25 protein-coding genes are annotated in these 21,930 nt (G+C 44.7%); 5 read left to right on the top strand and 20 right to left on the bottom strand.

The genetic code is table 11. The features are described from left to right. Positions 1-4: 4 nt before the first annotated feature. Complete coding sequence (locus tag GCWU000321_RS08575; RefSeq protein WP_007070839.1) at positions 5-925, bottom strand: LysR family transcriptional regulator; 921 nt, start codon at positions 923-925, stop codon at positions 5-7. A gap of 309 nt (positions 926-1,234) precedes the next feature. Between GCWU000321_RS08575 and nifJ the strand changes: the two genes are divergently transcribed. Next, entirely contained in the window at positions 1,235-4,777 is a 3,543-nt protein-coding gene (gene nifJ / locus GCWU000321_RS08570) for a pyruvate:ferredoxin (flavodoxin) oxidoreductase (protein WP_007070838.1), read from the top strand. A gap of 63 nt (positions 4,778-4,840) precedes the next feature. Here nifJ and GCWU000321_RS08565 read toward each other — a convergent pair whose 3' ends face one another. The 9 genes from GCWU000321_RS08565 to GCWU000321_RS08520 all read right to left on the bottom strand — a co-directional run bounded on the left by GCWU000321_RS08565 (position 4,841) and on the right by GCWU000321_RS08520 (position 12,806). Further along, positions 4,841-5,029, bottom strand: a complete 189-nt coding sequence (locus tag GCWU000321_RS08565) for a hypothetical protein (protein ID WP_007070837.1) — start codon at positions 5,027-5,029, stop codon at positions 4,841-4,843. After that, complete coding sequence (locus GCWU000321_RS08560) at positions 5,019-5,297, bottom strand: hypothetical protein (protein ID WP_007070836.1); 279 nt, start codon at positions 5,295-5,297, stop codon at positions 5,019-5,021. The genes GCWU000321_RS08565 and GCWU000321_RS08560 overlap by 11 nt, the downstream gene beginning before the upstream one ends. A gap of 45 nt (positions 5,298-5,342) precedes the next feature. Beyond that, positions 5,343-7,391 (bottom strand): TonB-dependent receptor plug domain-containing protein, encoded by a 2,049-nt coding sequence (locus tag GCWU000321_RS08555; protein ID WP_007070835.1) that lies wholly within the window; start codon positions 7,389-7,391, stop codon positions 5,343-5,345. Positions 7,392-8,889: 1,498 nt separating this feature from the next. Continuing rightward, entirely contained in the window at positions 8,890-9,294 is a 405-nt protein-coding gene (locus GCWU000321_RS08545; protein ID WP_007070831.1) for a hypothetical protein, read from the bottom strand. Then, positions 9,291-9,602: a hypothetical protein gene (locus tag GCWU000321_RS08540; RefSeq protein WP_007070830.1), complete on the bottom strand. Its 312-nt coding sequence runs from the start codon at positions 9,600-9,602 to the stop codon at positions 9,291-9,293. The genes GCWU000321_RS08545 and GCWU000321_RS08540 overlap by 4 nt, the downstream gene beginning before the upstream one ends. A 267-nt stretch (positions 9,603-9,869) precedes the next feature. Next, positions 9,870-12,017, bottom strand: coding sequence for a phage NrS-1 polymerase family protein (locus GCWU000321_RS09290; protein ID WP_007070829.1), 2,148 nt, complete (start codon positions 12,015-12,017; stop codon positions 9,870-9,872). Next, positions 12,001-12,309, bottom strand: coding sequence for a hypothetical protein (locus tag GCWU000321_RS08530; RefSeq protein WP_007070828.1), 309 nt, complete (start codon positions 12,307-12,309; stop codon positions 12,001-12,003). The genes GCWU000321_RS09290 and GCWU000321_RS08530 overlap by 17 nt, the downstream gene beginning before the upstream one ends. Continuing rightward, on the bottom strand, positions 12,306-12,587 hold the full coding sequence (locus GCWU000321_RS09755) for a hypothetical protein (protein WP_007070827.1): 282 nt from the start codon (positions 12,585-12,587) through the stop codon (positions 12,306-12,308). Before GCWU000321_RS09755 ends, GCWU000321_RS08530 begins: the two co-directional genes overlap by 4 nt. 12 nt (positions 12,588-12,599) lie before the next feature. After that, complete coding sequence (locus tag GCWU000321_RS08520; RefSeq protein ID WP_007070826.1) at positions 12,600-12,806, bottom strand: hypothetical protein; 207 nt, start codon at positions 12,804-12,806, stop codon at positions 12,600-12,602. A gap of 120 nt (positions 12,807-12,926) precedes the next feature. On the opposite strand from GCWU000321_RS08520, the gene GCWU000321_RS09285 reads away from it, so the two are divergent. From GCWU000321_RS09285 to GCWU000321_RS08505, 4 genes are all read left to right on the top strand, one after another. Beyond that, positions 12,927-13,715, top strand: a complete 789-nt coding sequence (locus tag GCWU000321_RS09285) for a helix-turn-helix transcriptional regulator (RefSeq protein WP_007070825.1) — start codon at positions 12,927-12,929, stop codon at positions 13,713-13,715. A gap of 43 nt (positions 13,716-13,758) precedes the next feature. Next, entirely contained in the window at positions 13,759-13,980 is a 222-nt protein-coding gene (locus GCWU000321_RS08510) for a helix-turn-helix domain-containing protein (protein WP_007070824.1), read from the top strand. 193 nt (positions 13,981-14,173) lie between these two features. Further along, complete coding sequence (locus GCWU000321_RS09900; RefSeq protein WP_007070823.1) at positions 14,174-14,470, top strand: Arm DNA-binding domain-containing protein; 297 nt, start codon at positions 14,174-14,176, stop codon at positions 14,468-14,470. Continuing rightward, positions 14,439-15,284, top strand: a complete 846-nt coding sequence (locus GCWU000321_RS08505) for a tyrosine-type recombinase/integrase (protein WP_277352343.1) — start codon at positions 14,439-14,441, stop codon at positions 15,282-15,284. Before GCWU000321_RS09900 ends, GCWU000321_RS08505 begins: the two co-directional genes overlap by 32 nt. Positions 15,285-15,335: 51 nt before the next feature. On the opposite strand, the gene rplL is transcribed toward GCWU000321_RS08505, so the two are convergent. From rplL to GCWU000321_RS08455, 10 genes are all read right to left on the bottom strand, one after another. Continuing rightward, a complete protein-coding gene (gene rplL / locus GCWU000321_RS08500; protein ID WP_007070821.1) occupies positions 15,336-15,707 on the bottom strand; it encodes a 50S ribosomal protein L7/L12 in 372 nt (123 codons plus the stop codon). A 35-nt stretch (positions 15,708-15,742) separates the two neighbouring features. After that, positions 15,743-16,291, bottom strand: a complete 549-nt coding sequence (gene rplJ / locus GCWU000321_RS08495) for a 50S ribosomal protein L10 (RefSeq protein WP_007070820.1) — start codon at positions 16,289-16,291, stop codon at positions 15,743-15,745. Positions 16,292-16,482: 191 nt separating this feature from the next. Beyond that, a complete protein-coding gene (gene rplA / locus GCWU000321_RS08490; protein WP_022026694.1) occupies positions 16,483-17,190 on the bottom strand; it encodes a 50S ribosomal protein L1 in 708 nt (235 codons plus the stop codon). Between the two features lie 49 nt (positions 17,191-17,239). Further along, the gene (rplK, locus tag GCWU000321_RS08485) at positions 17,240-17,665 is read right to left on the bottom strand and encodes a 50S ribosomal protein L11 (protein ID WP_007070817.1); all 426 of its coding nucleotides are present in this window, start codon (positions 17,663-17,665) and stop codon (positions 17,240-17,242) included. Positions 17,666-17,765: 100 nt separating this feature from the next. Continuing rightward, complete coding sequence (gene nusG / locus GCWU000321_RS08480; RefSeq protein ID WP_007070816.1) at positions 17,766-18,386, bottom strand: transcription termination/antitermination protein NusG; 621 nt, start codon at positions 18,384-18,386, stop codon at positions 17,766-17,768. 13 nt (positions 18,387-18,399) lie between these two features. Next, a complete protein-coding gene (gene secE, locus GCWU000321_RS08475) occupies positions 18,400-18,639 on the bottom strand; it encodes a preprotein translocase subunit SecE (protein ID WP_007070815.1) in 240 nt (79 codons plus the stop codon). A 26-nt stretch (positions 18,640-18,665) separates the two neighbouring features. Then, entirely contained in the window at positions 18,666-18,815 is a 150-nt protein-coding gene (gene rpmG / locus GCWU000321_RS08470; RefSeq protein WP_007070814.1) for a 50S ribosomal protein L33, read from the bottom strand. A 258-nt stretch (positions 18,816-19,073) separates the two neighbouring features. Beyond that, positions 19,074-19,781 (bottom strand): SIMPL domain-containing protein, encoded by a 708-nt coding sequence (locus tag GCWU000321_RS08465; RefSeq protein WP_007070813.1) that lies wholly within the window; start codon positions 19,779-19,781, stop codon positions 19,074-19,076. 122 nt (positions 19,782-19,903) lie between these two features. Beyond that, the gene (locus GCWU000321_RS08460) at positions 19,904-20,563 is read right to left on the bottom strand and encodes an RsiV family protein (RefSeq protein WP_007070812.1); all 660 of its coding nucleotides are present in this window, start codon (positions 20,561-20,563) and stop codon (positions 19,904-19,906) included. 132 nt (positions 20,564-20,695) lie between these two features. Next, positions 20,696-21,856 carry an ABC transporter substrate-binding protein gene (locus tag GCWU000321_RS08455; RefSeq protein WP_007070811.1) on the bottom strand — a complete coding sequence of 387 codons (1,161 nt, stop codon included), beginning with the start codon at positions 21,854-21,856 and terminating at the stop codon, positions 20,696-20,698. Between the last annotated feature and the right edge of the window lie 74 nt (positions 21,857-21,930).

Raw genomic sequence — 21,930 nt, 5'->3', positions numbered from 1 at the left:
AAAATTATCCCCTTATTTCGTCATCAAGTTTTTCTTTATTGAGAAGAGTCAAATGATCTTTTGTAAATTCAATCCACAACCGGGCCGCTCTGGAGAGGTAACGCCCTTTCTTCCAAATCGCATACAGGTGGTGGGTCATTTTCGGTTCCGTCAGCGGGCGGACGGCTATATTTCCATCTGCACTGTTTGGCGGACAAAGGCGGCTCGGCAGGATCGCCACTCCCAGTCCCGAGGAAACGGTCTGGAGCATGAGATCGCGCTGGCTCGTCTCAAAAACAATTTTCGGCGTAAATCCGATCTTCTTGCAGTTCGACAGGATATCATCATGTAAATTGAAATCATCGCGATAGAGGACAAGCGGATAATCGGCAAGAAGTTTCATGGGTATTTCTTTTCTCTCTTCCAGCGGATAACCTTTCGGCATGACGACGCACATTTTATCATCCGACAGGAAAAACGATTCAAAATCTTTATTCGGAATGGTGCAGATGATGCCCACATCAATGCGTCCTTCCTGCACGGAGGTCTCGATTACCTTGGAGCCGTATTCGTAAAGCTCAATGGAAATCTGCGGATAGGTTTTTTTAAATTCGCCCAGGAGCTTGGCGAAAACATGCGCGTCCGTAATCGGCGGCAATCCGATCTGGATCGTGTCCTTTTTCAGATTGAATTCATTTTCAAAGTCGCTCTTTAAATGTTCAAAAGCGAAAAGGCAGCGCTTCGCGTAGTTCAGGAAGATGCTTCCCGGCGCAGTAATTTCGACTGTCTTCGCATTGCGGATAAAAAGGATGATCCCCAATTCATCTTCCAGCGATTTGATCATGCGGCTGATGGCGGACTGGGAAATATGAAGATTCCTCGCCGCTTTGCTGAAACTTTTTTCTTCCGCTACTTCCATGAAATACTTCAAGTGACGATAGTCCATAATACACGCTCCTTACTTTTGAAATATTTTCTTAAAAAATGTACACCTTGTCATTCTTGTGCAAAAATCGTATTTCCTCTATAATGAACATAGATTTCATAATTTCCTGCCGAAAAATTATGTGTAAACAATTATGATTATATAGCATTAATTAACTTAACTATGCGATTTTCTCATAATGTAATTGTACATAATTTTTTTATATCTTGCAAGGAATATTTATGAACCGAACCCGTATCCGTCCCGCATGGGAGTTGCCCGGCGGATATTTAAAAAAGGAAGTGTTGAACTGTGAGAAATGTAAAGACAATGGACGGCAATACAGCCGCGGCGTATATTTCATACGCATTCACAGAAGTAGCTGCCATTTACCCGATTACCCCTTCGTCACCGATGGCGGAATCTGTAGATGAATGGTCTGCCCATGGAAAGAAGAATATTTTCGGCGACACGGTCCATGTGGCGGAAATGCAGTCTGAAGGAGGCGCGGCAGGCGCATTTCACGGCGCTTTGCAGGGAGGCGCGCTTACCTCTACCTATACCGCGTCACAGGGAATGCTTCTCATGCTGCCGAATATGTACAAAGTAGCCGGCGAACTTCTTCCCGGCGTCTTCCATATCGCCGCCCGCGCCCTTGCAAACCACGCCCTTTCTATTTTCGGAGACCATCAGGACGTAATGAGCGCGAGAGCCACCGGCTGTGCCATGCTTGCTGAATCGAACGTACAGGAAATCATGGATCTTGCCGGCATTGCCCACCTGGCGGCCATTAAAGGCCGCGTGCCTTTCATCAATTTCTTCGACGGATTCCGCACAAGCCATGAAATACAAAAAGTGGAAGTCATGGAGTACGACGAACTGGAACCTCTCATCGACAAGGAAGCTCTCGCCGCATTCCGCGCCCGTGCGCTGAATCCGGACAGGCCCGTCATCCGCGGCACGGCGGAAAATCCCGACATCTACTTCCAACACTGCGAGGCAGCCAACCCGTACTATGACGCGCTTCCCGATATCGTACAGGACTATATGGATAAGATCAGTGCCATTACGGGACGGACATATCACCTCTTCGACTACTACGGGGCGCCTGACGCGGATCGTGTCATTGTCGCCATCGGTTCCGTTTCCGATATCTGTAAAGATGTGGCTGACGCGATTAACGCCTCCGGTGAAAAAGTGGGGATTGTAAATGTCCACTTGTACCGTCCTTTCTCCGTCGACCATTTCATTAAACAGCTTCCTGAAACAGTAAAAAAGATTGCCGTCCTCGACCGCACCCGCGAACCGGGCGCTATAGGCGAACCTCTTTTCCTTGATGTACAGAGCGCCGTCACTGCGGCAGGAAGAGATATCAAAGTCTGCGGCGGCCGTTACGGATTAGGTTCTAAAGACGTTATTCCGGAAGACATCATGGCTGTCTATGAACATCTGAAATCTGAAACACCGCGCCATAATTTCACTTTATCCATCAGAGATGATGTAACCAATTTGTCTCTCACCCCCATTCCTGTCCCCGAAAAAGAAAACAAACTTGTTTCCTGCAAATTCTGGGGTTTCGGCTCAGACGGTACCGTCGGCGCCAATAAGAGCGCCATCAAAATCATCGGCGACTACACGGATATGTACGCCCAGGGATACTTTGCTTACGACTCCAAAAAATCCGGCGGCGTGACTATTTCCCATCTTCGTTTCGGTCCCGAGCCGATCCGCAAGCCCTACCTCATCCGCAAAGCGGACTATATCGCCTGCCACCGCCCGTCCTACGTGTATAAGTATGACTTGCTCCGCGGCTTCAAACCGGGCGGCATCTTTCTCCTGAACTGCCAATGGCGACCGGAAGACCTGGAGCACGCCCTTCCGGCAGCGCTGAAAAGGAAGCTGGCCTCTCTCCATGCGAAATTTTACATCATTGATGCTTTTGAAATCGCGAAGAATATCGGTCTCGGCGGACGTATCAATATGATTATGCAGTCCGCTTTCTTCCATCTCACAAATATCATTCCCGAAGCAGATGCCGTGAAATACCTGAAAGACGCTAATGAGCAGTCCTACGGGCGGAAAGGCCAGAACATAGTCGACATGAACAATGCGGCAGTCGATGCGGGTATCGCGGGAGCCGTTGAAGTCCCCGTTCCCGAAGAATGGGCACATGCAACTGAAGGCGGCTTCATTGCTAAAGTGGATCGTCCCGAGTTCGTAAGAAACGTTTGCGATGTCATGAACCGGCAGGAAGGGGATGATCTCCCCGTTTCCACGTTCCAAGGCTGGGAAGACGGTACTTTCACTACAGGCACATCCCATTACGAACGTCCTGCCGCGGCCATCCAGGTACCGGAATGGATTCCTGAAAACTGTATTTCCTGCAACCAATGCGCTTTTGTCTGCCCCCATGCCGCCATCCGCCCCTTCATCGTAACCGAGGAAGAAGAGGCACGCGCGCCGGAAGGCTTCATCTGCAGAGATCTGCCGGGACCGAAAAAAGGCCTGAAGTATCGAATCATTGTCAGTCCTGAAGACTGCTACGGCTGCAGCATCTGCGCCAATGTATGCCCCGCCCCGAAAAAGGCTCTCGTCATGAAACCGATTGAAACGCAGCTTGACAAGCAGAAATACTGGGATTACGCCATCACGCTCCCCCGTAAGGAAAACCCGATGAATAAATTCACTGTCCGCGGTTCCCAGTTTGAACCGACATACTTTGAGTTTTCCGGTGCCTGCGCAGGCTGCGGTGAAACGCCTTACGTCCACCTGGTCACCAATCTCTTCGGTGACAGAATGCTTATTGCCAACGCCACAGGCTGTTCCTCCATTTACGGAGCAAGCGCTCCTTCCATGCCTTACTGCACCAACGCGGAAGGCCAGGGACCCGCATGGGCAAATTCCCTCTTTGAGGACAATGCAGAATTCGGCCTCGGCATGCATCTGGGCGAAATCAAACTGCGCCGACGGGTGGAGGAGAAACTGAATGAAGTACTTCCTTCTTCTGATGAAAACACAAAAACGGCTATAGAAGAATGGATTGCCGGAAAGGATGTGGGGGACGGCACTCGGAGCAGGGCGGAAAAACTGGAAGCCGCGCTGAACGCAAAAGTCTCTTCTCATCCGGAATATAAAGAAATCCTCGCCCTGAAAGATCATTTTATTAAAAAGAGCCAGTGGATCTTCGGCGGCGACGGCTGGGCATACGATATCGGCTTCGGTGGTCTGGACCATGTCCTTGCGTCCGGAGAAGACATCAACGTCCTCGTACTGGATACGGAAGTTTACTCCAACACGGGCGGCCAGTCCTCGAAATCCACCCCTGCCGCAGCTATCGCTAAATTTGCGGCAGCAGGCAAAAAGACTAAGAAAAAAGACCTCGGCATGATCGCCGTGTCTTACGGATATATTTATGTAGCACAGATCGCTTTGGGAGCCGACATGAACCAGGCTGTAAAAGCCATCCACGAAGCAGAATCCTATCCCGGTCCGTCCCTTATCATTGCTTACGCTCCCTGTATCAACCACGGCATCAAGGCAGGCATGGGCGAAGCATCGGCAGAACAGAAAGCAGCCGTGGAATGCGGTTACTGGTGTAACTGGCGCTATGACCCCCGGCTTCTGGATGCGGGAAAGAACCCTTTCCATCTGGACAGCCGAGAACCGAAAGGCGATTTCCGTAAATTCCTTTTAGGCGAAGTCCGCTATGCAAGCTTGCAGAAGCTCTTCCCGCAAGAAGCGGAAGCCCTCTTTGAAAAAACAGAAAAAGATGCCAGGGCACGCAGACAGAGTTACGTCCGTATGCAGAAATCTTTTGATCTGGAAATACAGGAACGCAAAACTGCTCAGCAGTCCGAGATGGAACAGAAATAAATCAGGCAAAATAAAAGAGCCGTAATCGGGAAATATATTTCCGTTTATGGCTCTTTTTCTGTCTTAAATCAACCGTACCGCCATGGGCAGACGAAGATAGGATAGAAACTCCGACATGTCCATGTACAGTTCCACATCATCAAAAAAGAATTCCGCAATGTCATGAAAATCCGTTTTCACACCGTCATTAAACGCATATTCCAGATAGTAAGGCATCCAGCCCGCCTTGTGGAAAAACGCTTTAAATATCATTCACGCCTTCTTTCGGTTCCAAACAGGCTGCTTCCAGCAGCTCCCTGCCCGTAATTCTCTCAAAGCCGAAATACGATGCCAGCGACAAAACGATCAGACGCATTCTATAATCTTTTTCCAGCAGGTCGAGGACATCCAGATTCACATGGAGTCGGGCGGCAATCCGCCCAAGTTCTTCCCGCTTTTCACGGTATTCCTCTTCTGTCATATCAATGCGGTAACCACCTTTTAATTCATAAAGCAGTCCCCTTTTTTGCACCTCTCCCATCAATTTCCTTTCCTGACCGCGGTACTCCTGCCGGCGGTCATTCCTTTAAAATTTCATTTCCGCTCCGATTGCCCATTCCCTTCCGCCAAGGTAAAGATCATCTACCTTCCTGCCAAAGATATTGTAGAGTGCCAGTGTAGCAGAAAATTTTTCGCCCCATTTCTTCCGGGCAGAGATATCCAATGTGTGGTAAGAATAATCCTTTCCGTCAAACTGATAATCACCAAGGAAATAACTCTTTACTGATCCGCTCCAGCCGTATTTCTCATGATCGTCATAGAGAAAACAGGTGCTGAAGGTATTTCTCGCGCGGTTGTCGAGACGTGCTTCCGCCTTTCCTGTCATAGCACCTTTTGCGTCAAGGTACACGTAGCCTACTTTAAAGGTAAGGCGGTCGCTCACATGGTAGCCCCATTCCGTTTCTACCCCATGGATATCCCCGCGGCTGATATTTTGATAGAACCAGTCATTATTCCTTCCTGACGGCTGCGCATCAATGAGATTCTTCACCCGGTTATCAAAATAAGTCACCCTGCCGAAACTCCTGCCCCGCCCCCATTCAATGCCGGCGTCCCAGCTGCGGGATTTCTCCGCCTCCAAATCAGGATTGCCGTAAACATTCACAAAATGATGGAGCTTGATGTACAGTTCACTGATAGTCGGCGCCTTAAATCCTTTCCCGTAATTCACCTTGAACCGGGTACGGCTGTCCGGTTCATAAGTCAGCCCAAGACGGGGCGACAGAGACGAACCGAAACGGTTATGATGCTCAAAACGCAGAGACGGCGTAATGAAAAGCCGGTCATTTGCCTGCCACAAATCGGAAACATACACCGCCACATGATCTGCGGAGTGGGATTCCCTCTTTTTGGAGAGACCTGCCGCATTATCGGCAAGACGCGTCCCTTCATAAGCAATATTCCGATAGTCCCCGCCGAACGTAAAAGTATGACGTCCCGATTTCACCGTATCCTTCGCCTCAAGGAAATAGGTACTGTATCTCGCATTGTCGCTGTTTTCTTTCGGGAAATACCGATTCAGGTGTCCTGCAAGAAACAGCGGCAGTCCTTGCAGGTGCCTTCCGTTATAGGAATAGGAATCTTTCTTCATACGGCTCATGCCCGCGCGAACCATATAATCATTTCTTCCCGTGCGGCCCGTATACTCCGCGGAGAAATCAAATCCATCCCGGTTGATATTTTCCCGCCGTCTCCTGTATGCAGGCACCTTCTTGCCCCTCATGTTCAAATCGGCATCAGCATACGATGAATGAACAGATTCATTAAAATATCCTGCATCAAAACGCAATTGGCCCTGCACGGAATTTTCAAAATTATAAAGTCCTGTCCAGTGGAACAGCCGGCGGTTTCCCGCATCCGGTGTATTGACACCTTTCGTCAAAACGACTCCTCCCCCATGAGACGGCGGCATACCGGGAAATGTGATAAACATTTTGCTGTCTTCTTGATAAGAAACAGGACGTATTTTTATGAAAGACACATCAAAAGCATTGCTCCACCGTCCCTCTTTCCCTAAATCAAAACGATAGCTGTTTTTCAATTCATTTGTCCCTGCTGCAGCACTGACAATCACTTCCCGTTTTTCCGGCTTCTTCGTGATGATGTTGATGACACCGCCCATGGCATCAGAACCGTAAAGGGCGCTCGATGCTCCGCGGACAATTTCCACCCGGTCGATACGATCTACGCTGATCCGATCCAAAACATAGAAATTCTGTGTCACACTTGTATCCTCATCAGCCATACGTTTCCCATCCACCAGAACCAGTGTGTGATTCGTATTCATACCGCGGAGCATCACCTGATGGCCGCCCATTCCCGCATTTTTTGCCGGACGTGACCGCTCCACGCTCAGATTTAAAACGGACGAAAGGGCAGATCTCATATCATACGCCCCGGAACGCTTTATGTCTTCCGATGTAACGATCTCCGCAGACTGCGGTTCTTTCCTAATTTCCGCTTCCGTCCGTTCCGCCGTTACCAAAACTGCAGGCATTTCATAAACCGATGCTACAACAGACATCACAGGCAGAGACAACGAAGCAAAAACGGAAACAGCCACAATTGTTTTCATATATTCTCCTTTGCAGGGATACCCTGAAATAAATTAATGAAAATCAGTATCAAATAAATTGTAAATGATTTCTTTTCGAATTTCCACATAGGAAAGAAAACTTTCAAAGAAACCATGATTTTGCCATGAGCCGCATTCACAAACCTGCGAAAAATTATTGACACAACCTCAAAAACCTGTCATAGCGGTTCACGAATACCGTTCTTGATAAGCCCCTAAAAAGGCATAAAAAAATGAGACCCTTTTCAGAGTCCCATCTTCAATGCTGATAAAATGATTATTTCAATTCTATACGTAACTTTGTTTTATACCATCAGTTGTATGTAGTATTTTATTAGTATTACTCTATCTTGTATTAGTTTTTTCTATTTTGATGTAGGCAAATTTTTATAGTATCAAAATAGTATCAAAAGATTATATACCTTTCTGATAATATTTGGCTGGACGCCCGTCCATGTATGTATATCTTTCTTTTTAATATTGCTATTTGAGCATACTTGACATTTCAACACATGAGTTTAATGTAATGTCCATTTCCCGAACTTTTTTCACAAAAGAGAATGCACACGGTACTGTCGCATCCGGTCAAAACATTTTTGATCCGGGGGTGGTCCATTAAGCAGTTAAGTACCGCCGGAAATACAAAAGCCGCCTATTAGTTTGGACTTTATCCCCCAGAATAGCGCTTGATGGGCTACTTATGCATTTACTCACCTGTTCCCATCTTTCCATCAATCGCTTCATTTTGCGCCTTTCCTGTTTCACATCTTCAAGTCTTGAGATAATATCCATTATAATATGTTCCATCCTCTCCTTTAACGTATTTAGTAGCACCTAAAATTTTCTTTCTCACAATAAATGTCATCATTTATACATTTTCTGTGCATAAAAAAGACTATATAAAAAGTATGAAAAATGAACAGGAATATACAATTTTATTCGTGTTTTCTGATATATTTATGCAAAATCAAATCCATTTATGCAATTTAGGTGCCGATTACTTCCGATAAATTATCGTTATCGGAAGTAAACAATTTCCGGCGGTACATATTCTTTATATATCAATTTTCCGGCGGCACCTATCCCAGCTTTCATCAATGCTTTCTGTGGATAAAAGGGATGTGTTTATTTTTTTTATGTTTACGCCCATACTAATCATCTTATCGGATTACCTTCCTCATTTTGGATAACCTTTGCACAACCTTTGTATATCCTTTTCTTAAATACTATGGCGGGTATGTTTCGGAATTTCACGGCTCGGGACCGCAATTCGGCGGGTCCTCTTTAATTTTTCTTAATATAGTAAATCTTAACATTTATTAACAAAGAAATATTTAAGCCTCAACATTCCTCAACACCTAAATAAAAAGTCAACTTTTGACAACATTTTCTCTTGCTTAATGCCTCCGAAAAAGCAGAAAATGAAAAGCCCCGCCGGAAATCACAGAATAACCGGCAAGGGCTATATTATTTATCGTGGTAGGTTTATTACAAAACTTCAATCACGGATGTGGTAAATAGTACGATCTATAAGGGCCTGATAATAACCCAGCCGGTATGATATATCGCTAACGTCCACAGATGCCGAAAATAAATCATCGTTAATCATCCTCTTTTTATCCGCGTTACTCCGTTCAAGTTCATCATATAACCGTTCCGCATACTTTTCCGCAATCTTAGCACCGTATAGATTTATGGCCTTGCTGTGGGTAGTTTCGTGGTTATCTTCATCGTCGGATAAGGTGGCTAAGCGGGAAAGAATAAGTCCCGCGATATAGCTTGTACTTTCAGCAATGGTAGGCCTTTTTCCTCCCCATATCGAAAGACTTGCGACATTCTGATATTGATCCGTTGTTATTCCGGCGGTAATAAGTTCTATTTCATTCTTTATTTCCAGCATCATAATTCCCCCTTTAACTGTTCCGCCAGATGTTCAAGCCTTTCTATTTCATCTTCAAGAGCTTTTATTATGTCCTGCTGTAATTGTCCCTTGTGAATTACCATTCTGTCTGACATATATTCAGCGCCTAAATAAACACGCTCCTCGGGGTCCGTAGCATTAAACCATCCTGTCACGCGTTCTATTTTTGAAATTCTATCCATAATATCCCTAAGTAAGTTGAATTTATCAGCATTTATCATATCTTTTCCCGTTCCTTTCATCATATCCACAATTTGATTGATTTCATAATTTCCTGTAGCTAAGTTCACCTACATATTAGCCTACATCCCTGAAATCGCCAGTATTTACCGTTCTTTTCTGTCGTTTCATGTAGGCTGTAGGCAAAATTTGCAACTCATAGCTATAGTAAGGATATATACCGTACACACCTACATACCTATATAATTTCCTCTAAGTATAAAAAACACCTACATCACCTACATTAATAACCCATAAAGCCAGATAAAATCTAAGAAATTCAGGCATGTAGGCTCTCAAAAAACACCTACATACTACCTACATCACCTACATAATGGTTATTCACAAAAAATATATCGTGATCTAACTTTCGGCAAAAAGTATTCCATTGATCTTTCAGTTCGGTTTAGCTTTATTCTTTCATCCTGATCCGCCATAGTCCGCAATGCCTTACCCATTAAAGCATTCCTTGCTATATTGAGCCCTATTTCATCGCATAGTTCTGTGGGTGTTATCCATCTCCAGCCTTCCGGCGGGCTATCCCAGTCAAGCCTGTTTCGGATAGCCTCTTCTTCACTGGTTATCTTTTTAAACGGTTCATTTTGCCTATTTAGCTTTTGAATTTCTTCCGTATTCAGATAGTGCCTTTCTTTCTTCACAAAGGCCAGATGCATAACCTGCCCCCAGAACTGTGTTAAATCTACAGGATTATTTCCGATGGCTTTTACGGCAATTACCCAGTACCGCCGGTCACCTGTACGATCTTTTAAAAATCCATCACCGTTTACCGTTCCGATAAAAACCGTCCTGCGCGGTTCGTCTACTGGCTCTCTGTGGAATGGCTTCCTGTAAATATCACGACTTGCTGTGAAGAACTGTTTCAATCTGTCCAGCTTTTCCTTTTTTAGCGTTTCGCCAAATTCTCCCAGCTCCACAATCCAAAATCCAGTGGACTTTATAACATCATCTTTAACCTGTGGATCTATAGATACGCCCTCTGCTCCCCATTCCTTAAACGGCAGCAGCATATATAAAAATCTTGTCTTTCCTATGCCCTGAGCACCAACAAGCACTAAAACTCCTTGTGCGGCTTCTGCTCCCTTATTAAAGGCCATTCGTACCGCTGAAATGAGCCATAGCTTAAACAGGAAAAAACAGAAATCCGGGTCTTGCCCGCTCTCCGGATCAAGTTCAAAATTCGCCCACATGTCACGGATGTAATCTTGTTTGCCATCATAGGCCTTTTGCGCTTCTTCCAGAAAATCACAAACGGGGCTGTATTGATTCATATCGGCAATCGCGGCCAAAAAAGAAAATGTATTATCCTTACTGATTTTTAACCCGTTTTCATGAGCAATCCCCAGCAATAGCAATGCCACGGCCTCATTACTGCATTTTGAAATATTCAGCCCGTTAATCTCAACTTTTTTATTTACCCGGTTATATTTGACAGTGACGCCCATACGTTCCAGCAGGTACGACAAATTTTTCCATGAGGCGGTAATCGGTCGGATATTTCCATTACTGTCTATTGTAGTAGCCGGCCACTCCATACTTTTGAAAACATAAGGGTTTTCTGCATCTATTTTCATCTTGTTCAGCTGTTTTTGTTCCTTATACTTTACAGGATCATAACCGTTTCCATTCATGCCTCTGATGGCCTCTTGAATAGTTCTATCCCTGTAATCCTGACGGTTTGCCCACTTCTCCCGTTTTCCTAACGCTGAAGATGTAAACATACGTTCCATTGCGAGCATGTCACCGTTCGTCCACCACGCTAATATATTCATCAGCGCTTGGTCTGCCGCTGAATCATCACCACCATATGCGGATAAATCTCCACGGTCATACAAGGCTTCAAATTTTGCCCCCTGCCCGCTCTGCCTGATCTTATTAATCAATTCACTATCCAGCATTTCCGGCGGGTCTATAAGGGGATTCTGCGGTAATTCCTGCAATGGCGTTTTAGCGTCCACAATGGCGATAAGCGCTTGCAAGGCTTTTCCCTCTGTGGATATTTTTTTATAGCCGGGAATTACATTTCCAGTCACCGTGAAGAAACGCCCCGCCGGATAGATTTCTATATTCCCCTTTCGCCTGCCTCTGCCGTCTGCAATATCTGCCTTTACGATAATGTGAATCCCCTTGCATGACGGGCTAAGTTCTGTATAGCTCGCGAAATCGTCTATAATCTTCTGCGCTTCTTTGTTTACCACTCCGCCCTCTATGCAGTAGTCAATATCTATCCCCACAAACGGAGAACTTCCCAGTTCAAAGCCTATTCCGTCATAAGTACCGCCGGAAAAGGCATTTACCGCCGTGTCAAAGCTTGCCCATGTTTCAGGACTGTTTGACTTGGCCATGCCGCCCGTCTTGGGATTGTAGGGTATTTTTGTATTCTTCCCGCCCCGCTTTTGGAACTTCCAGCATACCCAATTATTAATCGCTTTCATTTCCGGCGGTATATTATCAAACAATACTTTCATTTTCTCCCGCCTTTCTTATGTGTTCCTTGAACGGCGCAAGAGCTACCGCTTGCGACTTCATACGGTTTTCCTGCTCTTTTACGTAAGCTCTCACGTCCACAATGGACGAGGGCAAGTAATACCCGCCGTTATGCCCGGTAGTGGAGCAAATCAGATTCCCCGCTTTCCGTTCGTCCTCTATGGCTTGTCTTAGTGTTCTATCATCAAGCCCTGATAAGGAAATCAACGTCTCCTTTTTTGCCGCATTTATGTTTCCTATTGCCCCTATATTCCTTAAAATATCTACTATCATTGTCCGCCTCCGTATGTTTTAAATTCATAAAATGCGCGGGGAACCTTGCCTGAGATGGTGATCTTCCCCATCTCCCTAAGTTCTGCGTTCATCGCCCGTATCAAGGTATAGGCGGTGCTTTTGGCTATACCGCAATCTTCCGCTATCTCATGGGCTGTAATATATCGGCTTTTTATGATAAAATGTGTTTGAGGGCTAAAACCTGTGGTGGGGTTTATAACTCCTCTTGCCTCTGTGGATATTCCCGTATCCATAGGGGCTTTTCTTGTGTGTTCCATACTCTTATTCCTCTAGAAAAATAATTCATCAATAGTAAACTTACGCCCTAGACGTTCCGAAAGAAAATCTCTAATAATTTTTTTCTCTTTGTCTGTGAATGCATTTTTTCCGTTTTCCTTTGCGTTATATGTTGGATACGACACCCCCAATACTTGCGCGATATCATTTTGACTACATAGCGCCATACTTCTATAGCCTATTAATTTAACTAACTTCATTTCTACACCTCCTCTCTTCAAACTTTATTAAACATATTTTATCATTAAACTTTATTGAACGCAAGTTTTTTGTTGAACCTTATTAAACTTTCATTTATAATATATTCGGAGGTTCAATATATGATAAAAAATAAATTTATTAATAAAGAACATTTAGGACTTAAAATAAAGATATTACGGTATAAATTAGGGCTTTCAATGGAAGAATTCGGAAAAATTTTTAATGCTACTAAAGGAAGCGTATCAGGTTGGGAAAGTGGGAAAGTAATCCCAAACATTGAACGGCTGCATCAAATGGCTGAAATGGAGAATATACCAATTACAGAATTATGCTTTTCTCCGTTTGACGTTAGTAACCTAACAATAAAAATAATTAGTAAAATAAAAATAAAAAAAACAATTCCCTCAATATTTAATGAGTATCAAGAAGAAATGGCTTATACATTTTTGAGTGAACTTTCTTATTTTTCCCCATCGCTTAAGATTGAAGAAAACTTAAAAGCATATTGTCAGTACTTTGAAGATGGGTATATATCCATCAAGGTAAATCCAAGAATTCCCTTTAAAAGTATTTTTTTTGATGCTTCATCCGATGATGAAGTTAGAGAACCATATAACCAAATATTATGCGAATCCTTAAGTGATCAACTATCAACAAAACTAAAACAAGATATAGTAATAAATACAATATTTTTACATGAAACATGTTTTGATGAAGATTTATATAATGCTGATTATCCAAGTTATTTAGACAATCCACTAATAAAAAAATTGTCTACTATAATTAGTTCAGTAAATATAAATTTTTCGAACAGAGGGCAGTTTATAGCTCAATACTACGAATGGTTAAAAAAAGAAATAAAGCGCATTGAAAAATTTGCAGCAAAAACAAAACAGCCTAAAAAATGATTTAATGATATTATCAAAATGAATAATCTAAGGAGGTATAAAGATGACATTTTCTGATAACCTAAAAAAGTACCGATTATTAGCAGGCTTTAAATCTGCTAAAGAATTTGCGGATTCAATCGGTATTAAGTACACCACATATATGAGTTATGAGAATAAAGGAACTAAGCCGCCCCTTACTATTCTTGATAAAATGGCAAATGTTTTGAATATATCAGTCGATGAATTAATAGGTATTGAAAATACAGAGGATAAACAGGATTAACACCATTTATATTGCTGCCGTTGCCACTTTTGGCAATGGCAGTAACCCCCTTGTGGACTTCCCAGAATTCCCACAGACCCTCTCTGTATATTCTCCATAAGTAATTTATCAAAAGCAAAAACAAAACGGCCTGAAAAACGATTTAAACGCATTATGGTTTGAAAGATATTTTTTAGTAAGGTGATTTTACATTATGCCGGCTTATAAAGAGAAAACAAAAAATACCTGGTATGCGTCGTTTTACTTTACCGACTGGACAGGTACACGGAAAAGACACCTCAGGCGTGGATTTAAACGCCAAAAAGACGCCTTAGAATATGAACGGGAATTTCTTGTTAAACAGCAAGGCTCACCCGATATGCTTTTCTCCTCTCTTTATGATCTATACCAAAAGGACGGCAAGGCGAGAGTCAAGGAAACAACAATCACCACAAGAGAGCCGCTATTTAAAATAGCATATACTCCCTTATTTTGGAAATATGCCCATTAACAAAATTACCCCTGCAGATATAAGGGCATGGCAAAATCAAATATTACAGGCAACTTATATCACAAAAGGGCTACAAAGAAAATATTCCCCCACATATGTTAAGGTGCTTCATGTGCAGCTTTCCGCTATTTTTAATTATGCAGTCACCTATTACAGGCTCCCATCTAATCCGGCTAAGCTGGCGGGCAGTATAGGGAAAACACGGGCGCATACGATGAAGTTTTGGACGATTGAACAGTTTACCCGATTTATTTCATCTTTTCCGGCGGATAGTACGGAATATCTCATCTTTAACCTGCTATTTTATACAGGAATGCGATCCGGAGAATTATTAGCACTCACTCTGGCAGATTTTTATGAAAGAGAAAAAAGTATACGTATTAATAAAACATATTCACGCCTGCATAAAAAAGACATCATAACATCACCAAAAACAGAAAAAGGAAATAGAGTCATCCTGCTTCCACAATTCATTGTGGATATGCTCACCGATTATATTAACCGCTCGCCATATATTAAGCAGAATGAACGCATATTTCCTTGTACTAAATTTTGGCTTTTCCGCCATATGAAATTAGGATGCAAGCTTTCGGGTGTAGAACAGATACGAATTCATGATCTGCGCCATAGCCACGCAAGCCTATTAATTGAAATGGGTTTTTCTCCCTTACTTATAAAAGAGCGTTTAGGACATGAAGATATTAAAACGACTCTTCAAACCTACTCCCATTTATACCCGTCTAAGCAAGAGGAATTAACTGCTAAATTAAATGATATAGGACACAATAGTATCAAAACAGTATCAATAGCATAAAAAAAGACCGCGGAACATCTGTATTTATAGTATGTCCCACGGTCTTTTAGATTATTTCAATTCTACCGTTGCGCCTGCTTCTTCAAGCTTCTTCTTAATTTCTTCAGCTTCAGCCTTAGCTACGCCGGTCTTTACTTCTTTCGGAGCGCCGTCGACGAGAGCTTTGGCTTCTTTCAGGCCCAGAGCTGTGATTTCACGAACAGCTTTAATAACCTGAATCTTCTGAGCGCCTGCTTCTTTCAGGATTACGTCAAATTCGCTCTTTTCTTCAGCTGCTGCTGCGCCTGCTGCCGGGGCCGCTGCTGCTACTGCTACCGGTGCTGCCGCGGATACGCCGAATTTTTCTTCAATTGCTTTTACGAGTTCGCTCAATTCGAGAACAGACATTTCGCTGATTGCGTTAAGGATTTCTTCATGTGTCATTTTTAGTTCCTCCAATGGAATAAATTTTTAGGCGCTTATGCGCTTTCTTTCTGTTTACGCACTGCTTCGAGAGCATATGCAAGGTTCTGGATATTGCCGTTCAATGCACACGCCAGACCGGTAATCGGTGCCAGCAATGCAGATGCGACCATACCAAGGAGCTGTTCCTTGGACGGCAGATCCGCCAGGGCTTTTACAGCTTTCGGATCGATGACTTTTCCGTCAAGAACGCCGGCTTTAATTGCAACGGCTTCACTCTTTGTTTCTTTCAGGAATTCTTTCAGCGCCGCTGCCGGTGCTACGGGATCTTCCTTGCAGGTAGCCAGGCCGTTCGGTCCCTGGAGCAGATCATCAAGATCATGGATCCCGATATCATTGGCAGCGATACGGGTCAAAGTATTCTTAATAACTTTGTACTGCACGCCATGCTTCAGGAATGTGCGGCGGAGCTGCATAGCCGTCTTCACATCGAGTTTGTTGTAAGCAACGAGTACCACGCCCTGGGAAGACAGCTGTTCTTTCATTTCTTCAACAACAGCAGCCTTTTCCGGCCGAACCGTTACTTCATATTTTCCTTCGCTCATAGTACACCTCCTCTGCTTATAGAATTGTTCAGAACGCGGTGCCGCGCCCTTATTATATTTATCACATTAGCTAAAACGACCCCGCTTTACGTCGCGAGGTCGTGTACTGTCATTACAGTACTCAGCCTCGGGAGGCGGGCTTTCGCCCATTATGGATACCGCCGGTCTTAAGCTAAGTGTAAATAATAAAATTATTCAGCTTTCGGTGCCGCCACTGTGGACATGTCAATATGAATGCCGGGTCCCATTGTAGATGAAAGAGTCAGACTCTTCATATACTGTCCCTTGACAGTCGTCGGGCGTGCTTTCAGAATGGTGTTGTAAATAGTTACAAGGTTTTCTTTGATCTTATCAGCATCAAAAGACGCTTTGCCGATAATAACCTGTACATTGCCCGCTTTATCGGTACGGTACTGCACCTTGCCGCCTTTGATTTCGTTGACAGCTTTGGTGACATCTGTTGTTACAGTGCCGTCCTTCGGGTTAGGCATGAGTCCTTTCGGTCCCAGTACGCGGCCAAGACGGCCGATAACTGCCATCATGTCCGGTGTTGCTACAACTACATCAAAATCCATCCAGCCCTGGGCAATTTTGTCCGCCAGTTCTTTTCCGCCTACATAGTCGGCGCCGGCCGCTTTGGCATCCTCTTCCTTCTGGTCTTTGGCAAATACGAGAACTTTCTTGGATTTACCTGTACCATGGGGAAGAACCGTTGCGCCGCGGAGCTGCTGGTCAGCATACTTCGGGTTGATGTTCAGATTGAACGCAAGTTCGACAGTTTCGTCAAATTTTGCAGTTGCCGCTTCTTTTAAGAGCTTAACAGCTTCGTCAACATCATAGAACTTATGACTGTCAACGATGGCTGCGGTTGCTTTTTGTTTCTTTGTCAATTTTGCCATTGTTTCCTCCTTCGTGGTCATCGGATAAATATCCTGCCACTGACAGTCATCAGTCTGTTACTTCGATGCCCATAGAACGGGCTGTGCCTTCTACAAGGCGCATTGCTGCTTCCACTGTGTTGGCATTCAGGTCGGGCATCTTTGTTTCAGCGATTTCCTTAACCTGTGCCCTGGTGACTTTACCGACTTTATTTTTGTTCGGCTCACCGGAAGCTTTTTCAAGGCCTGCCGCCTTCTTTAAAAGAACGGCTGCCGGCGGAGTTTTACAAATAAATGTAAAGCTTCTGTCTTCATAAACGGTAATTTCTACAGGGATGATAAGGCCGGCCTGCTTGGCAGTACGGTCATTAAAATCCTTTACGAAAGACATAATGTTCACGCCTGCCTGGCCGAGGGCCGGACCTACCGGCGGAGCCGGTGTGGCTTTACCTGCGGGAACCTGCAGTTTTACCATTTTAGTAATTTTCTTTGCCATGTTGTTACACCTCCTTTTCCGTTATGTGGAATGTGGTTTTCGGGCTGTAACGGGCCCTCCCACTTGTGAGACAAGCCAAGTACAAGACAGTCTCACAGAGTTATTTATGGAGGAGGTCGAAATAACCTACCTCTAACTCTATAGTTGTCGTTGTGCCGAAATTACTGATATCAGCTTTAATCTTGCTTCTGTCATCAGACACGTCCAGCACCACAGCGCTGCGGTCGGCGAACGGTCCGCGGGTGATCTTAATGGTATCGCCCACTTTAGCATCTGTCTTGGCAGTTTGTTTTTTATCCTTGCCCTCAATAATACGTTTGGCCTCTTCATCAGAAAGAGGGATCGGTTTCGTCGTCGTACCGACAAAGCCTGTAACGCCGGGCGTATTTCTTACGACGTACCAGCTTCTGTCATTGACTTCCATCTGGATCAAAAGGTATCCGGGGAACACTTTCCTCGATACAACCTTTTTTTCGCCGTCTTTTACTTCTTCCTCGTCATGCATGGGAAGGAGAATCTGGATAATTGTATCATCCATTCCCATAGAGTGCACTTTCCGGGTAAGCGTATCCTTAACCTTATTTTCATAGCCGGAATACGTATGAATGACATACCAGCGGATGTCCTTTTCAGAACCTTCCTTCGGTTTGCCGATTTCAACCGGTGCACTGACCGCGGATTTTTTTATCTCTGTTTTTTTCTTAGCTTCCCTATCCGGCATATGTTCTCTCCTTTCATCCTACAGTATGAATCAAAACTTTGGAGAGCTGCATGAATATGAAGTCCACTACGATAATCAGAAGAGACACAAGAACGACCGATACGAGAACTGCAATGGTGTAACGCACCATCTCATGTTTTGTCGGCCAGATGACTTTTCTCATTTCCATTTTTGTTTCACGGAAAAAACGGGTCCAGGCACTCTTGTTTTCTTCTGCAACCTCTCTTTTGGTCGGTTGTTTACGCTTCGCCATCCTCACACCCTCATTCTAAAACTAAATTATTTCGTTTCTTTATGCAGGGTATGTTTATGGCACCATTTGCAGTATTTCATCATTTCGATACGTTCTGCATTATTCTTTTTGTTCTTGTTTGTACGATAATTGCGGCGCTTGCATTCCGGGCATGCAAGAGTAATTCCTTCACGCATTCTTTACACCTCACTCAAATCTCTTCTCGGCTTTCGCCATTGCAACATGCTTACACAGTATAGCATAAGCAGATATGGCAGTCAATAAAAAGCACTTAAAAAAGCCGGGTACTTCCCGACACATTGATTATATCAAAAATGTAGCTTTGGTGCAAGGGAAAATCTGTAAAATCCAGTAAGAAACCCGAGAGCCTTCCCCCGGGGTTCTTACAGTCTATTTTTCACATTATTATATAGGAATTATATTAGAAGTAAAAATCACACAATCTCAAAAACCACTGTCACATGACTTTCAAAATCTGCTGTTCCCGCTTCCATGGGAGTTGCCGCATTTTCCGCCATGCTGTCACCGGCTGCTTTCATACTCATGGCATACCGCGGCATGATCTCCGTATGGTTTTCGCCGACAGAAATGATGTTCACTACCGGCCGGCCAAGAGTCTTTGCAATAACGTCCGCTTTCCGTTTCGCATCGGCCACCGCGCGGCGGAGAGCTTCATCCCTGTATTCCTGTTCATTCCTCACAGAAAATATCACACTGTCGATATGGTTCGCACCCGCGTTAATCGCCGCGTCCATTACCTTGCCCGTCTGATCCAAATTATGGAGGACAATCTTCATACGGTTATCCGCTTCATATACGGTAGATTTCATACGGCCTTTGTCATCATACTGGTTGTTCGGATACAGATTATACCCCATCGTTTCGATATGATCCGCCGTCGCGCCAGCTCCAAGAACTGCGCTTCGCACCGCCGTCATGATATCCGCGTTGTCACGGGCAGCTGCTTTGGCATCGCGGGCCATCGTTTGTACAGATAAATTCACCGTAGCCATGTCATTTTTTGCCGTCACTGTGCCCATCCCCGTCACGGTGATGGAACGATGAAACGGTTCTTCCGCATGGATTATCATACAAGAAGCGGCCAAAAGACACGCTGTCAAAAGCATTGCTGTTTTTTTCATACTTCCTCCTCAAATAAAAGTTTATTAATTCCACGTACATCTACGGGAATCACTCTGATTATAGCACCGACGTAAAAAAGAAACGAATCCTCTGCAGGCGATTCCTTTACCCCCCTACAGCGTCAGAAAGGAAATAACCCCATATCCGCCATGATCCACCCCTCCGAATAGGGTGCGATATCATACTGTTGGAAAATGAAATACAAATGGCCGTTATTCCCTATATAGAATTCTTTCGGGAATTCTGTGATTTTCTCCGCCTCTTCTGTAGAAATGTGCCGGGCTGTGCATTCCCTGGCTGCCGCATCCCGAAGCGCTTCTACGGAAAGAGAAGGCATGGCCGTCTTCAGATCGGCAAGCGTCACCACCTTTCCCGTGGCGTTTAGAGTAATTCCTTTTACATAATTCAGAGGATGCGCCCCTCCTTCATAGGTCATCGTTTCCAAAAGCACCACACTCACATAAGGTTTTACCGTGCCGGCCTGCCAGTCCATCCAGCCGGACAGGCGATGGCTGCTTTCCTTATTCAAAGCCTGCAGGTACCGCTCTGCCACCCTGTCCATTTCTTCATTAAAGAATACGCGCAATTCTATTGGGAGCTCTTTCCCGCTGTGCGGAATTTTCGCCGTACTCAGCCCGAGCCGTTTTTCCACCGTTTTAAATAAAGGAAAATCATCCGAAGGAGTAAGACCGGGCCCTGCCGTCCACCCCGCCGCCGATGCATTCCCAAGTGACAGAAGCAGAGAAAAAACAAGAAGACAAACTATTCTTAAAATTCCCATAATACCTCCTAACTATAGTAGAAATTCTCGTTTTTCAGTATACCATAGAGAAAAACAAACCAAAAACCACCCCTGCAGATCCCCTGTATCTTCAGTTCGAATCTGCATCGGATTACCCGCAGGAAACTATTTTCATGATGATTGTTTCCCGACCGCCAAGAACACACCGTCTTCCATTTTCAGCAGAACCAGATCCACTACAGGATCACGTTTGTCGTCAAAGCTGAATGTACCGCAGACACCGTTAAACCCCTTCATCTCCGCCATGGCATCACGAATCTTCCTTGTATCTGTCACGGAACCGGCCCGCTGTACCGCATCCATCGCCATGTACACGCCGTCATAAGCGGCGGCGGCAAACTGGTCAGGTGCATGCCCGTACTTCTTCGTATAATTCTCCACAAACGTCTTCGTTGCCGCCGTATCTCTTGCCGCTGACCACATAGATGACACATACACATTATCCGCGGCGGCGCCCGCCATCTTCCCCAATTCGGGAGAAACAAAGCCATTATCCCCAAGGACAGGCTGGTTCATTCCCATCTCACGCATCTTTTTTAAAATCCGCACCCCTTCTTGATAATAACTGCACACAATAACCACGTCCGGTTTTGCGTTCTCTATATTCGTCAGCTGGGCAGAATACTCGCTGTCCTTGCTGCCGAAGGTTTCCACATCCACAATCTTGACTCCTTCCTCTTCCAGCGTCTTTCGGAAATATTTCTGCGCCGTTACATGCTGTTCATTATCATGGGCATAGAGAATCGCCGCCGTCTCGTACCCTAAAAGACGGTGCGTCTTTTTTGCCGTCTGGGGAATATTCATCGACTCGGGTACGGAATTTCTGAAAATATAATCGCCAATTTCCGTAATTCCTTCCGCAGTAACCGATATTTCCAACGAGGGAATTTTAGCATTTTGCATAATCGGTCCTGCCGCCTTTGCCTCATTTGATGTCATCGGCCCGATAATCACCGCCGCCTTCTTTTGGATTAACCGCTTTGTCACATTCATGGCATCGGACGGAGACCCTTTGGAGTCCTCCACAAAGAGCTCAATCGGTATCGCCCCTTTCTGATTGATTTCTTCTACAGCCATACGGATTCCTTCCTCTTGGGACTTGCCGTATGCCGCTGCCCCGCCGGTAAGCGCCGCGATGAATCCGATCTTCACGCCGCCCTTTGACGGAGAATCAGCCGCTGTCTTTATCCCGCCGCAGGCAGTAAGACCTGCCGCTGCTATTGCGCCTGTAAAAATGATTACTGCTGCTTTCATTGCTTTACTGAAATTCATTTTGACCTCCTGATTTGAAAATAAAAAAACGCTTCCATGGAAAATATCCATGCAGAGGCGCTCCCGCGCGGTAC

Origin of the sequence: Dialister invisus DSM 15470, from assembly GCF_000160055.1 — a bacterium.
Taxonomy (GTDB): domain Bacteria; phylum Bacillota; class Negativicutes; order Veillonellales; family Dialisteraceae; genus Dialister; species Dialister invisus.
The sequence above is the reverse complement of the archived record's forward strand: the minus strand, read 5'-3'. Positions and strand labels throughout refer to the sequence as shown.

Bases quoted from the DNA above. Each gene is read 5' to 3' on its own strand.
- GCWU000321_RS08575 (WP_007070839.1), bottom strand. From the start codon at position 925: ATGGACTATCGTCACTTGAAGTATTTCATGGAAGTAGCGGAAGAAAAA.
- nifJ (WP_007070838.1), top strand. From the start codon at position 1,235: ATGGACGGCAATACAGCCGCGGCGTATATTTCATACGCATTCACAGAA.
- GCWU000321_RS08565 (WP_007070837.1), bottom strand. From the start codon at position 5,029: ATGATATTTAAAGCGTTTTTCCACAAGGCGGGCTGGATGCCTTACTAT.
- GCWU000321_RS08560 (WP_007070836.1), bottom strand. From the start codon at position 5,297: ATGGGAGAGGTGCAAAAAAGGGGACTGCTTTATGAATTAAAAGGTGGT.
- GCWU000321_RS08555 (WP_007070835.1), bottom strand. From the start codon at position 7,391: ATGAAAACAATTGTGGCTGTTTCCGTTTTTGCTTCGTTGTCTCTGCCT.
- GCWU000321_RS08545 (WP_007070831.1), bottom strand. From the start codon at position 9,294: ATGATGCTGGAAATAAAGAATGAAATAGAACTTATTACCGCCGGAATA.
- GCWU000321_RS09290 (WP_007070829.1), bottom strand. From the start codon at position 12,017: ATGAAAGTATTGTTTGATAATATACCGCCGGAAATGAAAGCGATTAAT.
- GCWU000321_RS08530 (WP_007070828.1), bottom strand. From the start codon at position 12,309: ATGATAGTAGATATTTTAAGGAATATAGGGGCAATAGGAAACATAAAT.
- GCWU000321_RS09755 (WP_007070827.1), bottom strand. From the start codon at position 12,587: ATGGAACACACAAGAAAAGCCCCTATGGATACGGGAATATCCACAGAG.
- GCWU000321_RS08520 (WP_007070826.1), bottom strand. From the start codon at position 12,806: ATGAAGTTAGTTAAATTAATAGGCTATAGAAGTATGGCGCTATGTAGT.
- GCWU000321_RS09285 (WP_007070825.1), top strand. From the start codon at position 12,927: ATGATAAAAAATAAATTTATTAATAAAGAACATTTAGGACTTAAAATA.
- GCWU000321_RS08510 (WP_007070824.1), top strand. From the start codon at position 13,759: ATGACATTTTCTGATAACCTAAAAAAGTACCGATTATTAGCAGGCTTT.
- GCWU000321_RS09900 (WP_007070823.1), top strand. From the start codon at position 14,174: ATGCCGGCTTATAAAGAGAAAACAAAAAATACCTGGTATGCGTCGTTT.
- rplL (WP_007070821.1), bottom strand. From the start codon at position 15,707: ATGACACATGAAGAAATCCTTAACGCAATCAGCGAAATGTCTGTTCTC.
- rplJ (WP_007070820.1), bottom strand. From the start codon at position 16,291: ATGAGCGAAGGAAAATATGAAGTAACGGTTCGGCCGGAAAAGGCTGCT.
- rplA (WP_022026694.1), bottom strand. From the start codon at position 17,190: ATGGCAAAATTGACAAAGAAACAAAAAGCAACCGCAGCCATCGTTGAC.
- rplK (WP_007070817.1), bottom strand. From the start codon at position 17,665: ATGGCAAAGAAAATTACTAAAATGGTAAAACTGCAGGTTCCCGCAGGT.
- nusG (WP_007070816.1), bottom strand. From the start codon at position 18,386: ATGCCGGATAGGGAAGCTAAGAAAAAAACAGAGATAAAAAAATCCGCG.
- secE (WP_007070815.1), bottom strand. From the start codon at position 18,639: ATGGCGAAGCGTAAACAACCGACCAAAAGAGAGGTTGCAGAAGAAAAC.
- rpmG (WP_007070814.1), bottom strand. From the start codon at position 18,815: ATGCGTGAAGGAATTACTCTTGCATGCCCGGAATGCAAGCGCCGCAAT.
- GCWU000321_RS08465 (WP_007070813.1), bottom strand. From the start codon at position 19,781: ATGAAAAAAACAGCAATGCTTTTGACAGCGTGTCTTTTGGCCGCTTCT.
- GCWU000321_RS08460 (WP_007070812.1), bottom strand. From the start codon at position 20,563: ATGGGAATTTTAAGAATAGTTTGTCTTCTTGTTTTTTCTCTGCTTCTG.
- GCWU000321_RS08455 (WP_007070811.1), bottom strand. From the start codon at position 21,856: ATGAATTTCAGTAAAGCAATGAAAGCAGCAGTAATCATTTTTACAGGC.